The organism is Rheinheimera faecalis (assembly GCF_021290965.1).
Taxonomy (GTDB): domain Bacteria; phylum Pseudomonadota; class Gammaproteobacteria; order Enterobacterales; family Alteromonadaceae; genus Pararheinheimera; species Pararheinheimera faecalis.
The window spans coordinates 320839-335078 of record NZ_JAJOYT010000005.1; the positions used below are offsets into that span (position 1 = coordinate 320839).

Annotated in this window: 12 protein-coding genes; all 12 read left to right on the top strand. The window is 46.4% G+C overall.

Annotation, left to right across the window (positions count from 1 at the left end; all coding sequences use genetic code 11):
* Position 1: 1 nt before the first annotated feature.
* The 12 genes from LSG34_RS11620 to mreD all read left to right on the top strand — a co-directional run bounded on the left by LSG34_RS11620 (position 2) and on the right by mreD (position 14236).
* Positions 2-1747: a GspE/PulE family protein gene (locus tag LSG34_RS11620; protein ID WP_233009267.1), complete on the top strand. Its 1746-nt coding sequence runs from the start codon at positions 2-4 to the stop codon at positions 1745-1747.
* Positions 1747-2964: a type II secretion system F family protein gene (locus LSG34_RS11625; protein ID WP_233009268.1), complete on the top strand. Its 1218-nt coding sequence runs from the start codon at positions 1747-1749 to the stop codon at positions 2962-2964. The genes LSG34_RS11620 and LSG34_RS11625 overlap by 1 nt, the downstream gene beginning before the upstream one ends.
* Before the next feature lie 102 nt (positions 2965-3066).
* On the top strand, positions 3067-3711 hold the full coding sequence (locus LSG34_RS11630; RefSeq protein ID WP_233009269.1) for a prepilin-type N-terminal cleavage/methylation domain-containing protein: 645 nt from the start codon (positions 3067-3069) through the stop codon (positions 3709-3711).
* Positions 3712-3742: 31 nt separating this feature from the next.
* The gene (locus LSG34_RS20755) at positions 3743-4312 is read left to right on the top strand and encodes a prepilin-type N-terminal cleavage/methylation domain-containing protein (RefSeq protein ID WP_269822869.1); all 570 of its coding nucleotides are present in this window, start codon (positions 3743-3745) and stop codon (positions 4310-4312) included.
* 15 nt (positions 4313-4327) lie between these two features.
* Positions 4328-4834, top strand: a complete 507-nt coding sequence (locus LSG34_RS11640; RefSeq protein WP_233009270.1) for a pilus assembly FimT family protein — start codon at positions 4328-4330, stop codon at positions 4832-4834.
* Complete coding sequence (locus tag LSG34_RS11645; RefSeq protein ID WP_233009271.1) at positions 4825-5466, top strand: type IV pilus modification PilV family protein; 642 nt, start codon at positions 4825-4827, stop codon at positions 5464-5466. The genes LSG34_RS11640 and LSG34_RS11645 overlap by 10 nt, the downstream gene beginning before the upstream one ends.
* On the top strand, positions 5466-6299 hold the full coding sequence (locus LSG34_RS11650) for a PilW family protein (protein WP_233009272.1): 834 nt from the start codon (positions 5466-5468) through the stop codon (positions 6297-6299). Before LSG34_RS11645 ends, LSG34_RS11650 begins: the two co-directional genes overlap by 1 nt.
* The gene (locus LSG34_RS11655; protein WP_233009273.1) at positions 6289-6753 is read left to right on the top strand and encodes a pilus assembly PilX N-terminal domain-containing protein; all 465 of its coding nucleotides are present in this window, start codon (positions 6289-6291) and stop codon (positions 6751-6753) included. The genes LSG34_RS11650 and LSG34_RS11655 overlap by 11 nt, the downstream gene beginning before the upstream one ends.
* 67 nt (positions 6754-6820) lie before the next feature.
* Entirely contained in the window at positions 6821-11521 is a 4701-nt protein-coding gene (locus LSG34_RS11660; protein ID WP_233009274.1) for a DUF6701 domain-containing protein, read from the top strand.
* A 287-nt stretch (positions 11522-11808) separates the two neighbouring features.
* Positions 11809-12852 carry a rod shape-determining protein gene (locus LSG34_RS11665; RefSeq protein WP_046521342.1) on the top strand — a complete coding sequence of 348 codons (1044 nt, stop codon included), beginning with the start codon at positions 11809-11811 and terminating at the stop codon, positions 12850-12852.
* A 14-nt stretch (positions 12853-12866) separates the two neighbouring features.
* Positions 12867-13754, top strand: coding sequence for a rod shape-determining protein MreC (gene mreC / locus LSG34_RS11670; protein ID WP_233009275.1), 888 nt, complete (start codon positions 12867-12869; stop codon positions 13752-13754).
* Complete coding sequence (gene mreD, locus LSG34_RS11675; RefSeq protein WP_233009276.1) at positions 13754-14236, top strand: rod shape-determining protein MreD; 483 nt, start codon at positions 13754-13756, stop codon at positions 14234-14236. Before mreC ends, mreD begins: the two co-directional genes overlap by 1 nt.
* The last annotated feature ends 4 nt before the right edge of the window (positions 14237-14240 follow it).

Consider the following 14240-nt stretch of genomic DNA (forward strand, 5'->3'; position numbering starts at 1 on the left):
TATGTTAAAACCCAGACTAAAAATGCGACTTGGCGACCTGTTGGTGCATGAAAACATCATCAGTGAGCAGCAATTGCAGCAAGCTTTGGCGCAGCAGCAAAAAACTGGCCGCAAGCTGGGTAGCAGCCTGATTGATATGCAGTTTTTGACTGAAGATCAGTTACTGCAGTTTTTATCGCAACAACTCAAAGTAGATTTGCTCGACATCAGTTCTCAGCAAATTGATCCCAAAGCTGTTGCCTTGTTGCCTGAAGTGCATGCCCGTCGTTTCCGCGCCTTAGTGCTGGAAGACAGAGGCAGTTCCGTCTTGTTGGGCATGAGCGATCCAGCCGATTTGTCTGTGCTGGACCAGATAGCGCCTATGCTGGCGCCGAAAGATATCTCTATTGCGATAGTACGGGAAAGCCAACTGATTAGCGCTTTTGACCGTTTATATCGTCGTACTAAACAGATTGAAAGTTTTGCCACTCAGCTCAAAGAAGAATACGCCGAAACCGATATTCTGGACTTTGGCGCCTTAAGCGACCCAACAGATAACGACAACACTATCGTCAAGCTGCTGCAATCTATTTTTGAGGATGCGGTGCAAGTGCGGGCTTCGGATATTCATATCGAACCGGACGAAAAACTGCTGCGTATTCGCCAGCGGGTCGACGGTGTATTGCAGGAAAACGTGTTAAAAGAAGTCAGTATAGTGCCGGCGTTGGTACTGCGTTTAAAGCTGATGGCGCAGCTGGATATTTCAGAAAAACGTTTGCCGCAGGATGGCCGTTTTCAAATCAAAATTAAAGGTCGCACTATAGATGTGCGGATGTCGACTATGCCTGTGCAATATGGCGAGTCGGTGGTAATGCGTTTATTAGACCAATCAGCAGGTTTGCTGACGATGGAACAAACCGGTATGCCGGATGCGCTGCTGAAACGTTTGCGCCGTATCTTAAAAACACCTCACGGTATGATTTTGGTCACTGGCCCTACAGGTTCGGGTAAAACCACCAGTTTGTACGGCATGCTCAGCGAGCTGAATAAAGAAGGCAATAAAATTATTACGGTGGAAGATCCGGTGGAATACCGTTTGCCTCGTATTAATCAGGTGCAGGTAAACCACAAAATAGGCCTGACCTTCAGTAATGTATTAAGAACCAGCTTACGTCAGGATCCCGACATCATCATGGTCGGTGAGATGCGTGATCAGGAAACCGCAGAAATTGGCTTACGTGGTGCTTTAACAGGTCACCTGGTGTTGTCGACTTTGCACACCAACGATGCAATCAGCAGTACCTTACGTTTAATTGATATGGGCGCCGCTGAATATTTAGTGGCTAGTGCCTTGCGGGCCATTCTGGCGCAGCGGTTGGTGCGACGTTTATGCCCACATTGCAAAAAACCGTACACACCGGATTCTTCTGAAATCAGCTGGTTACAGCACAAGCACATAACACCAAGCCAGCAGTTCTGGCGTGGTGAAGGTTGTCAGAACTGCAACCACACAGGCTATTCAGGCCGCATTGGCGTGTTTGAATTACTGGTGATGAACCGCGAACTGGCGGATGCGCTGCGTCGCAGTGACGCCGAAGGTTTTGCTATTGCTGCCCGTAACAACGAAGGCTTTAGGCCTTTGGGTGATATGGCGCTGGATTATGCGATGCAAGGGCTGACCAGTATAGAAGAAGTGATTAAAGTATCGGAATATCTTGAATTAGAAGAGCCGGTTAGTATCACTACTGCAGAGCTGGATCTTATCTAATGGCAACCTTCAGCTACACAGCCAGAGACCGACAAGGTCAAGCGATCAGCGGCAGTATTGAAGCGGGTAGCGAGACGGCTGCGGCAGATATGCTGCTTAAACGTAGTCAAATTCCAATAAAAATTCAGCTGCAGGAAGAGAAACAAACCAGCACTGCTATTGTCTGGCCTTGGCAGCGGGTCAGTATGACTGAGCTGATTATTTTCTCGCGCCAGATGTATTCACTGATGAAAGCCGGTATTCCTATTATCCGCGCTATTGTTGGTTTAGCGGAAAGCACCAGTTCTTCAGCCTTAAATATGGTGCTGTTAGATTTAGCTGATCAGTTGGAAAAAGGCCGTACTTTATCTGCAGCTATGGCACAGCACCCGAAGATATTCAGCCGTTTGGTGGTGTCGATAGTGCATGTGGGTGAAAACACCGGTCGTTTAGATGAATCCTTTTTGCAACTTTCCAGCTATTTTGAGCAGGAAATGGAAACCAAAAAGCAAATTAAACAAGCCACCCGTTATCCGACTTTTGTGCTTTTTGCTATTGCTGTAGCCATGGTGTTGATGAATATGCTGGTGATACCGCAATTCGCCACTATGTTTGCGAAATTTAATACGGAGTTGCCCTGGGCGACCCGGGTCTTGCTGGCCAGTTCCAATCTTTTTATTAATCACTGGAAACTGATGCTGGCGGCGCTGATCGGCTGTATCTGGGCTTTGAGGCTTTATTTACAAACAGAAAAAGGCCGCTATCAATGGAGTTACTGGAAGCTTAAAACCCCTTTAATGGGTTCTATTATTGTGCGGGCGACGTTGGGGCGATTTAGCCGCAGCTTTTCTATGATGCTAAGAGCAGGTGTGCCTTTAACTTCAGCTTTAACCCTGGTGGCTGAAGCCGTAGACAATGACTATATGGCGGAAAAAATCCGCGAGATGCGGAAAAATATAGAACGCGGTGAGAGCTTACTGCGGGTGGCGGTACAAAGTGAATTATTTACGCCTTTAGTGCTCCAAATGTTAGCCGTAGGCGAAGAAACAGGCCAGGTTGACGATATGTTGACGGAAGTTGCTTCGTTTTACGAAAGAGAAGTGGCATACGACTTGAAAGCACTGACGGCAAAGATAGAGCCCATTCTGATTTGTGTGGTGTCAGGCATGGTATTGATTTTAGCCTTAGGTATCTTTACCCCTATGTGGGACATGCTAAACGCCTACAAGGGTGGTTAGTAAATAATCGGTAAAAATGAAAAAAACGGAAGACAAGTTTGTAATAGTAAGTAAAATGGTCGTAAACAGCGATAGACTAACAATTAAGGGTGTGGAGTTAACATGATGAAGCGACAAAGTGGTTTCACTATTATCGAAATTATCATTGTAGTGATAATTTTGGGATTATTAGCAGCGACAGCATTGCCGCGGTTTCTGGCTATTACTGATGATGCAGAAGACGCATCTATTGACGGTATCGCAGGTGGTTTTGCGTCCGCAGTAGGTTTAGTGCGCGGCCAGTGGGAAGTCGAAGGTCGTCCGGCTGGTAACTTCACCGGTACAGGCACTAACACTCAAATGAGTTTTGTCACAGTGGACAGTACTCAGATAGGTGTGAATGGGACGGATTTATCTTCTGCTGGTGAGGCTTTAGGTTTTCCAACTATGGCCCCGGTAGATGGCGGTGATTCACGTGCTGAGCTGACAACAGATGCAAAATGCCAGGAAGTATTAAATCTGATTTTGCAAAATGCTCCACGTTCTATTGTTCAGCAAACAGGTACTCCGGTAACCACAGTAAACCAGTTAGCAGGTTTCACTTTATTTGTTCAGGCTGACGCTGCAACAAATGCAACAAGCTGCTACTACTATCAAACCAACGGTCTGGCTGCAGTGCCTGGAAGAGGCGCTACAAATGTTTTCAACGGATTCATTTACACACCATTAAATGGCACAGTGACTGTATTCAAAAATAAACCAAATTAACAGATTTAATTTTTAAACAGAGGTAAGAAGTATGAAAACTATCAATAAAACTCAACAAGGTTTCACCTTAGTTGAACTGATTATCGTGATCGTAATATTAGGCATATTGGCAGTCACTGCAGCACCGCGTTTTTTGAACCTGACTGGTGATGCCCGCGCAGCCACTTTAGACGCTGTAGAAGCGTCTGTTATCAGTATCAATAATCTGGTAAATGGAAAAGCAAGATTACAGGGTGTTGATGTAGCAGCAGCAACAGCTACAGTGACTGATGGTACCTTAACTATCAATGTCGCTCAGGGACAACCAAGCACAAATAACGGTGATGAAGTTGAATGGGGTAGCTTGTTAGATTCGAATGATTTTACAGTAGCATTTAACGCAAGCATCGATGAAACAGATGGCAAGTTTACTGCTGTTGCGGCAGATCAACGGGATGCAATTCTGATCCTTCCTGCTGGCTACAGTGCTCCAACAGCAGCGGCAGACCTTGGTTGTTATGTTTATGTGGTTAACTATGTAGATGACAACGGTACAGCCGGTGATACAAGTGATGACGTACTTCGCAGAGAATTAGGCAAAGTCACTGACGGTTGTAACTAAGCTGTAGCACTTCCTATGCCAGCAATACGGGCTAAGGTCGCAGGTTTTTCGCTGATAGAACTTATTATTGTGGTTCTGCTCATTGGCGTATTAACCGTCACTTTATTGCCCCGTTTTGTTGGCAAAGATGGTGTGTCTGAGTTTGTGGCACGCGACCAAATAGTCAGCTTGCTGCAAACTGCCCAAATTAAGGCTATGCAACAAACCTCAGGGGGTTGTCATAGCCTCGAACTTTCCTCTTCAATTCTCGCGCTACAAGCTGTAAATGGCTGTGTTGCCGGACCAGACTCTGCTTTTTATTTTCAGAGCCCCTCAGATTCAAACGTGACTTTGTCTTTGATTAGTTGGGACGGGAATTCAGTGTTAACCAGTTCCATTCTTAGCTTTGATGCCAATGGCAGGCCTGTTTTACCCTTAAATTCAGGCTATAGAGTACGCATTTCAGCGGACAGCGTTCTTGATATTTGCGTTGAATCAGAAGGCTATATCCATGCCATTGTGCCGGGGGGAGTATGCAACTGAATAAACAAAGTGCAGGCTTCACACTGATTGAGATCATTGTCGGTATGGTGGTCTTAGCTATTGCGCTTGTGGTGATCACTGGTGCTTTAGGGCCTATGTTTAAACGCAGCTCAGATCCCTGGCATCAGGTGCGTGCAGCCGAGCTCGGCCAAAGCTTTTTAAATGAAATTATGGCAAGAGCATTCGACGAAGCATCCGATAAAGCGGGTGGAGAATTTAGGTGTGACGCTCAGGTTGGTGCTGAACCTGAGCCTGGAGCGGCTTCTTGTAACAACTCGTTACTTCTTAGTAATGCTCCAATGTTGGCGTGCAGCGAGCAACTGTCTTGTCAAGATACCGGTGGTTGCTCTGCATGGCGTGAAGAAGCAGAAAGAGCTTCTTATGATGATGTAGATGATTTCCATGCTTATGTGGGCACCGGAGCTGACATAGCGAATGTGTTAGGGAGTGGCGATCCTTATGCGGTATTGGCCAGCTATTACCAAAGCTATAAAGTCTGTGTTGATGTGCGTTATGCTGGCAATGAATTACCTGGTATCAGCAGTATAAGAAAAGCGAAAAAAATAACAGTGTCTATCGTGACACCTGCAGGTGAACAGGTAAATTTTTCCGCTTATAAAGGAAATTGGTAATGTCCAGAGAACGAGCCGCGCTAAACAATGGCTTTACTTTGGTCGAGTTGATTTTGGTCATTATAGTATTGGGCATAGTGACCACTGTAACCACCAGCTATCTTGGCTTGGGGGTTCGTATGTACACTGAAGCAAATCAACGTGCACAATTATTAAGCCAAAGTAGGTTTGCTATAGAGCGCTTGACCAGAGAACTGAGGAATGTAGTGCCAAACTCAGTGCGTATTCAAGGAAGTTGTATTGAATTTATGCCTCTGAGTGCGGCCGCCCGTTATTCGATTGCTCCTTTTGATAGTGCTGGGACCAGCCTGACATTTTATAGTGCTTTACCTGAATGGCAGGATGCAGACGCCTCTAATGATAACATTCTTGTTAAGAATGGGGATTACGTCAGTATTTATCCTACGCTTTCAAGTCATATTTATAGCGATATAGTTTCAGCTGGTGTGGAAAAAAGAACAGTCCAGATCGTAGCTAATCCTGTTGCAGCAGCAGGCACTGTCAGTTTAAGTATCGCCTCTAATCGCTTCCCTGCTCAGTCCTCCAGTCAGCGTATGTATCTGATGCCCTCAAGCCCGGTTTCTTATTGCCTGACCAATGGCCAGCTTCGCAGATACGATAATTATGCTGTGACAGCAACCCAGCAAGTGATGAACTCAAGCGGAGGTATTCTGATGGCAGAAAATCTGGAGCAAGGTAGTTTTCAGCCTTTCACTATTGCCCCTGCGGTTTTACAGCGAAACTCTGTTGTACACATCATACTCAAGTTTCAATCAGATGTTGGCGATGATTTGTTCTTCAACCAAGAGGTTCATATTCCCAATGTCCCTTAATACTGGTGTTTCCTCAGCTTCATTGCAAAAAGGCAGCGCTTTGGTGATCGCCGTTTTTATTAGTGTAGTGATGTTGTTGCTGGTGGCTGCTTTGTCTAAGTTGTTAATAGCTTCGTCAGAAGGTGTGTCCTACGAAGTGCAGGGAACGCGCAGCTTTTTTGCTGCCCAAAGTGGCATAGAGTACGCATTAACAGAGTTGTTTCCGCTAGCTTCAGCAACAGTTGCAACTAGTTGTCCGGGGACATTGCAAAATGGTGAGGCAGTCAATCTGACGTTGCCATCTACGATATCCTTTAATACTGCTGGGTTACAAAGCTGTACTGCACATGTCAGTTGTCGTGAAAGGTCAAATACAGCAGGTGAAGTGACTCACTTTTGGTTAATCAGTACTGGTCAATGTGGTACTGATGAAGTCCAAACTTCCCGCACTATTCAGATGGAAGTATGGCAGTAGTGGGAGCTATAACTAACAAAGCTGTGATCCGTTGTAATACTCTTTTGCGAAAGAGTGAGGTAGCTATATGAAAAAACTGTTGTGGGTTTTGATGGGTTTGCTATTGCTTGTAAATATACGAGTCTATTCCGCCACTCTTAACTTTAACAACAACGGTAGTCTTTCAGCTTTGCAGGCCAGTGGTACTTGCGGTACCTGGAATAATGCCTGGGAATACAGCAATGGTGAATTCAGCTGTAATGCGCAGGTCACCTTTGCGAGTGGCGATCTGATCCGTACAACCCGGACCTCGGTTATTATCAGAGGCAACGGCGGTATTATTGTTAATAATAACTCTGTGGGCACAGCGTCAAACCGGGTTAATTTAACTACGACTTATGGAGCGCTGGAAATTAGCGCGTCTTCAAACGTTTTTGGTAATCTGCAGACATCAAGTGGTGCTGTGACTGTGCAAAGTTCCGCAGTCAACGGCTCTATCATGTCCTCTGGAGCTCTGACCTTAAATGCGGCGTCTGTCAGTGGCAGCATTAACAGTTCTGGCACTGGTTCTATTAGCAATGGCAGTACCCTTAGTGGTGCTGTCACTATTGGCAACGGCCTGACCAGTGGCAGCAGTACGTTTAACTCCACATTGACGGTTACCAATGGCTCGTTAAATAGCAGCAATAGTACTTATCATGGCAATGTAATCGTCAACAGTAATATCACCACCAACAACGATGTTTTCTTAGCTGATGTTACCAGTACAAATGGAGCTTTAAATCTGACAGGTGGTTCAGTCACCGGCATGATCACCACGCCTTGTTGTACTTTAACCACCAATAATACCGACCTTGCCGGAGGCGCTACTGTGCAATCTGGCATTAGCATCACAGGCGGTACTATATCAGGTGACTACACTATGACGTCCAACAACCCTGCCGTAGTGAATAATGTCACTATGACCAGTGGTTCAATTACCAGCGCCAGTACTGTCACTATCAATAACAGTACGTTGGGTTCAGATACTTCTCCTGTTTTAGTGACCTCGGTTTCCGGCAGTATTTCAGTGAATAACTCGCAAGTTTATGGTGATTTAGTCACGCCTGACTATGACAAAGTCTACGTTAATGGTAGCAGTGAGGTGATTGGCTCCTGTGTTCCTGTGGACGAACCTTTGTATGCCTGTGGTGGTGTAGGCACAGTAACCAGAGATTCCTACTGGCGTTTTGATGAAGTGCTTTGGAATGGCAGCACTGGTGAAGTGAAAGATTCTTCATTGGAGGCCAAGCATGGCCGTGCTGTTAACAGTGCCGTTGTTGCTCAGTTATTCCCGTCACCTGCATCTTGTACTTATGGCGATTTTCAGGCAACTGGCTCCTCCAGCCATCCTTTTGTGGATATAGCCAGAAACAGCTATTTCCACAACAGTGATGAATTTGGTTTTACCTTGTGGCTAAAAATGAGTGCTGCTGCTCAGGCTTCGGGTAGCCAGACTGTTATGGCGTACGGTGGAGCAGTCGGCGTCTCCGCTGGGCGTTTTCAATTAACCCGCGAGTCGGGCGGCAACTTAAGGTTTTCAGTCCGGATGACAGGCGGCGGCGTTCGTTATGTTGAAACCAGTGGCACTGCTATTTTTAATGATCAATGGCAGCATATAGCGTTTAGCTACAGCAAAAATAACAGACGGATGCGGCTTTACGTGAATAATCAACTGGTCGATGGTGTGCCAGACAGCAGTATCAGCGACACGACCAGTGCAAAAACGCCAAATGATGGCACCGGGAATTTTGCTATAGGTGCCTTGCCGGATGGAACAGCAGGTATTCGTGGCCAAATTGATGAAGTCAGGTTTTTCGACCGGGAGTTGCTGACATCTGATATCAAAAATATGTACGAGCAAGTCGCTACTTGTATCAATGAATGTTTCACAGAGAACTTTGCCAACGATGCAAACTGGTATTTAACACAACGCAACAGCACGCCTCCTTCATTAAGAACCTCTCCCAGTCGTTTGCGGCTGACTGAAAACACCTTAAATCAGGCTACTTCTATCACCTTTAAGCGTAGTTTCCCTGCCGCTGGCAATAAAATGACCATAGAGTTTGATCATTATGCTTATGGAGGAACAGGTGCTGATGGTATAGCGTTGGTGTTATCTGACGCTGCTGTAACTCCTGTGCCTGGCAGTTATGGTGGCAGTTTAGGCTATGCCCAGCGTACTAATGTCAGCCCCTCGCAAAGTGGTTTTTCTGGGGGCTGGCTGGGCATAGGTTTTGACGAGTATGGTAGTTTCTCTCAGGCCACGGAAGGACGGGTTGGTGGCACAACGGCTCGTCCTCAAGCTATAGGGGTCAGGGCTGCAAGCAGTACTAACTATGGCTGGCTTGGTGGCACCACTACCTTGTCGCCTATACTGAGTTCAACCGGTAGCACGCTAGCACGGGGTGACAGATACAGAATTACTATTGATTCCCGAATCGCAAGCCCACAAACGGTTTCGTTCCAGTTGGAAAGGCGTCTGGCTGGTGGTTCCAGTTACAGTACTTTGCTGACATCATCGAATTTGCTGAGTCTGGGACAGCCTGCACCTCCGGCCAATTTGTTGCTTTCTTACACAGGTTCCACTGGCGACAATACGAATTTCCATGAAATTACTAATATTCAGGTTTGTACACAGCAGCCTTCTACGCCAGTTGAGCTTGGTGACCCGGTGCACCACTATGAATTGGTTTATGCCAACAAGGGATTAACTTGTGAAGCCGAAGCAATTCAGGTCAAAGCCTGTGCTAATGCAGACTGTAGTACTTTAGTTGCCGATTCTGTCAGTACGACTATTAGTGCTACTAACAACGGTACTTTTGTTGGGGGAAATAATATTACCTTTACGGGAAGCACTACGGTTTATTTACGGCAGACTAACCTCGGTGACACAACGTTGTCCGTGTCTGGGGCCCCTAATCCCACGGTATGCAGTACAGCTGGCTGTAAAATTAACTTTAGCCATGCCGGCTTTAAATTTTACGCGACGGATAATTCAACAAACGGATTGTTAAACCAGGTGGCTGGTGTGCAAGGGGGAGGTTTCTTGCGTGCAGTGAAAACCAATACTGACACTATGGCTTGTGAGGCGCGAACTGTAGGTACACGTAATGTAACCCTTTCGTATGACTGTCTGAACCCTGGAAGTTGCAGTGCTGGTTTTGATGAGGTACTGGAATTAAAAGATAACAGTGCCGGAGCTACTACTGAGACTTTGTTTGATGGTGACGAAGAAGGTGATGGCAAAACGGTCAGCCTTACTTTCCGAGCTGATGGTTATGCCCCTCTTGGTATTAATTACTTTGATGTAGGGCAAATCCATTTGTCTGCTTCACTGGATTTGGCGGCTTCAGGCAATGATCCTGCCGTTACACTAACCGGACAAAGTGATCCTTTTGTGGTACGGCCTCACCGGATCAATGTCACCACGGCGTTATCCTCTGCTAGTGCAGACCCCGCCAATGCTACAAATCCACAAACTTTAGGCACTGGAGCTGGCTTTATTGCTGCAGGAGAGGATTTTCAGTTGTACGTCTCGCCGGTCAATGTGCAAGGCAATTTAACGCCTAACTATGGCAATGAGACAAGCCCAGAAACTGTTGCTGTTAATTTCGGCCAATTATTGCACCCACTGGGAGGGGACAACGGCACTTTAACTTCGGGGGCAGCTTTTACCAAAGTCACTAGCGGCACTTACAACAATAGGTTCCACAGCACTGGTTTTAGCTGGAATGAAGTGGGTACCATCAGTCTGCTGGCCAGAGTTGGAGATAACAATTACCTGGGAACAGGCGCAGGTGCAGAATTGAGCAGTACTCCTTATACAGTCGGGCGCTTTTATCCCAAGCACTACACATTAGCCAGTTCGTCATTTGGCAATACCTGCTCAGATTTCAGCTACATGGGACAACCCGCGATGAAACTGGAATACGAGCTTCAGGCTAAAAATGTGGCTGGTGCTGTGACCCAGAACTACCGTCCGGGCTATGGTGTGCTAGCTGCACCTTCTGTGGTGCTGGAAAATGCTGACAATGGCACAGACCTCAGTGGCAGAACCATTGTTCCGGCTTCCAGTTGGACCAGTGGTAAATATACGTTCTCACAAAGCAATCTGAGTTTTAGTAAACTGGCGACACCAGACGGCCCTTACTCTGCCCTGATGGCTGGGGTTAAAATTACAGATACTCTCGATGGAAGAGATTTGGAAACAAAAAATATGAGCCCAACAAGCGCAGGAGTTTGCGGAAGCAACTGTGTGGCTGCGGCTGTCAATGGGACTCTCGATATGCGCTTTGGTCGTCTGTTTATCAACTCAGGCATAGGGGATGAAAACGAGAAACTCAGAGTAATGGTTGAAACTCAGTACTGGAACGGTAACAACTTTGTTCGTAATGTTCAGGACAATTGTACTAGTTTTGATCCCACTCATTGGAGTGCCGTAAAAGCTGCTGAGCCAGCAGCTCCTTCAGCACCCGCAAGTATTCAGTTATCTGGCGAGGAATCCCCGCTGGTCGATGGTGTAACAGATCCCACAGACTTTTGGATTGAAACGCCGGGTGTACGCAGCAAATATATTCTGCAGTGTGCCGGAACCATCACTGAGTGCATAAAGCAATCCTGGTTACACTATGACTGGAATGGCGACAACGTTTTGGATGCTGATGATTTTGATACAGGAGCCGAGTTTATCTTTGGTCTTCGAACAGGCAACAAACGCCAAATTTTCTGGCAGGAGCGGCTGAACTAACTTAATTCGGGTCAGAGTAAAATTAACTGCATGCCTTTAGTTTTACTCTGACTTTGATGCGCTGAATATTTCTGTGGACCTGTTTATTTTTATATTACTGCTGCGATAAAACTTAAATTACTCTGTCTTGTCTGATGACTAAACATTTGGCTTTTCAATGGCTTTGGTTTAATTTGGTAAAAACTAAAGATAAAGCTATTTTCTTGGCGTTTTGTTACTTAAAATAAGCCCCATTTCGTCGGGCACCTTGTGTCACCACCTCTTAGTTAAAAGGATTAGTCTGTTCCATGTTAAATAAATTGCGTGGTCTGTTTTCAAATGATCTGTCGATCGACCTGGGGACAGCCAATACACTCATCTATGTAAAAGATCAGGGCATAGTTCTGAACGAGCCTTCTGTTGTTGCTATTCGTCAGGAAAGAACTGGCGGACCTAAGAGTGTTGCGGCCGTTGGCCACGCAGCCAAGCGCATGCTGGGCCGTACTCCTGGCAATATCAAAGCCATTCGTCCAATGAAAGACGGTGTAATTGCCGACTTCTATGTGACTGAAAAAATGCTGCAGCATTTTATCAAACAAGCGCACAGCAACAGCTTCCTGCGTCCAAGCCCACGTGTACTGGTTTGTGTGCCTTGTGGTTCTACCCAGGTTGAACGCCGTGCTATCCGTGAATCTGCTCAGGGTGCTGGCGCCCGTGAAGTCTACTTAATTGACGAGCCAATGGCTGCTGCAATAGGTGCAGGTTTACCTGTGTCTGAAGCGACTGGTTCTATGGTGGTCGACATTGGTGGTGGTACTACTGAAGTTGCCATTATCTCTCTGAACGGTGTGGTGTATTCCTCATCAGTTCGTATTGGTGGTGATAAGTTTGACGACGCCATTATCAACTACATCCGTCGTAACTACGGTATTTTGATTGGTGAAGCCACTGCAGAACGTATCAAAACAGAAATTGGTTCAGCTTACCCAAGCGACGAAATTCTGGAAATTGAAGTACGTGGCCGTAACCTGGCTGAAGGTGTACCTCGCAGCTTTACCATGACCAGCAACGAAATTTTAGAAGCTTTACAAGAGCCTTTGGCTGGTATCGTTTCTGCTGTGATGGTGGCTTTGGAACAGTCTCCACCAGAGCTGGCTTCTGATATTTCAGAGCGTGGCATGGTATTAACAGGTGGTGGCGCTTTATTGCGTGATTTAGACCGCCTGTTAATGGAAGAAACCGGTATTCCTGTGGTTGTAGCCGATGACCCACTGACTTGTGTTGCTCGTGGCGGCGGTAAAGCCTTAGAAATGATCGACATGCATGGCGGTGATGTGTTTAGTTACGACTAACAAGTCAGTCCTGAATGAAACCTATCTTTGAGCGTGGCCCATCTCTGCCATTACGGCTGTTTTTTGCAGTCTTATGCAGCGTTGGGCTGATGACGCTGGACAGATTCACCGACAGCTCCACACAGTTGCGTAGTTATTTAACTGCAACTGTGAGTCCTTTGTATTACATGGCTAATTTACCTCAAGCCATGATGTCCGATGCCTCCGAACAATTTATGTCTCACCAGCGTTTACTGCAGCAAAACCAGAAGCTGCGTGAAACCCTGCTTCGCCAAAACACCCAGATGCAGCGCCTGCAATTTTTGCAGCAGGAAAACGACAAATTACGTTCCCTTTTAGGTTCTGTGCCTGTAGCTGATAGCAAACGTCTGGTCGCTGAAGTATTGGCCGTATACAGTCATCCGTTCAGTAACCAGATAGTGATCAATAAAGGCAGCAACGACGGCGTCGTCGCACAGCAACCCTTAATTGATGATTTAGGTGTACTGGGTCAAATTGTTAGTGTTGGGCCAACCAGCAGCCGTGCATTACTCATTTCAGATACCACTCATGCGATATCCTTGCGGGTTGAACGTAACGGCGATCATGTAGTCGCTGAAGGTTTAGGTCAGTCCGACGAAGTGCGTCTGATGCATATTCCGCACAGCGCAGATATTCAGCAAGGCGATAAACTGATCACCTCAGGTCTGGATGGTATTTTCCCTGAAGGTTATCCGGTGGCTGAAGTGGTGCGGATCAGCCGTAACGCACAGCAACCGTTTTTGCAGGTCTATGCACGACCTTATGCCCAGCTTGATCGTATTCGTTATGTGTTATTAGTCTGGCCTAAAGCTAAACCGGAAATTGATGAGCAAATAGCTCCGCCTGATGCGCAAGCTTCCGCTGTGGCAGGAGATTTCTGATGGAAAAGTCGCATCGTTTATATCTGGTGTATTTATCCCTGATGTTCTCCCTGGTGCTGGCCGTTGTGCCTTTGCCTGCCATGGTGAAATTATTCCGTCCTGACTGGCCTTTGTTGGTGCTGTTTTATTGGGCTTTGGCTTTGCCATTTCGTGTCAGTATAGGCACGGCTTTTGTGGTGGGCTTTTTGCTGGATGTTTTGGTCGGCACTGTGCTGGGTGTTAATGCGCTGGCCTATTCAATCATCATTTATTTCTGTTCAGTGCACCATTTAAAAATCCGTAACTTCTCTATTTTGCAACAAAGCTTAGTCATAGCTTTGTTTTTGGCTTTTTATCATTATTTTATCTTTTGGCTCAGCCACTTCTTAACAGGCGTGGTTTTTACTATGGCCTATCTATGGCCCGTGGTGACCGGAGCTGCGGTCTGGCCCTGGATTTTCTGGTTATTACGCCGTATCCGCCGTCAGTTTAAAATTCATTGAGTGT

What these genes read in the sequence shown, in the direction of transcription:
- LSG34_RS11620 (WP_233009267.1), top strand. Translation starts at nt 2, where the DNA reads ATGTTAAAACCCAGACTAAAAATGCGACTTGGCGACCTGTTGGTGCAT.
- LSG34_RS11625 (WP_233009268.1), top strand. Translation starts at nt 1,747, where the DNA reads ATGGCAACCTTCAGCTACACAGCCAGAGACCGACAAGGTCAAGCGATC.
- LSG34_RS11630 (WP_233009269.1), top strand. Translation starts at nt 3,067, where the DNA reads ATGATGAAGCGACAAAGTGGTTTCACTATTATCGAAATTATCATTGTA.
- LSG34_RS20755 (WP_269822869.1), top strand. Translation starts at nt 3,743, where the DNA reads ATGAAAACTATCAATAAAACTCAACAAGGTTTCACCTTAGTTGAACTG.
- LSG34_RS11640 (WP_233009270.1), top strand. Translation starts at nt 4,328, where the DNA reads ATGCCAGCAATACGGGCTAAGGTCGCAGGTTTTTCGCTGATAGAACTT.
- LSG34_RS11645 (WP_233009271.1), top strand. Translation starts at nt 4,825, where the DNA reads ATGCAACTGAATAAACAAAGTGCAGGCTTCACACTGATTGAGATCATT.
- LSG34_RS11650 (WP_233009272.1), top strand. Translation starts at nt 5,466, where the DNA reads ATGTCCAGAGAACGAGCCGCGCTAAACAATGGCTTTACTTTGGTCGAG.
- LSG34_RS11655 (WP_233009273.1), top strand. Translation starts at nt 6,289, where the DNA reads ATGTCCCTTAATACTGGTGTTTCCTCAGCTTCATTGCAAAAAGGCAGC.
- LSG34_RS11660 (WP_233009274.1), top strand. Translation starts at nt 6,821, where the DNA reads ATGAAAAAACTGTTGTGGGTTTTGATGGGTTTGCTATTGCTTGTAAAT.
- LSG34_RS11665 (WP_046521342.1), top strand. Translation starts at nt 11,809, where the DNA reads ATGTTAAATAAATTGCGTGGTCTGTTTTCAAATGATCTGTCGATCGAC.
- mreC (WP_233009275.1), top strand. Translation starts at nt 12,867, where the DNA reads ATGAAACCTATCTTTGAGCGTGGCCCATCTCTGCCATTACGGCTGTTT.
- mreD (WP_233009276.1), top strand. Translation starts at nt 13,754, where the DNA reads ATGGAAAAGTCGCATCGTTTATATCTGGTGTATTTATCCCTGATGTTC.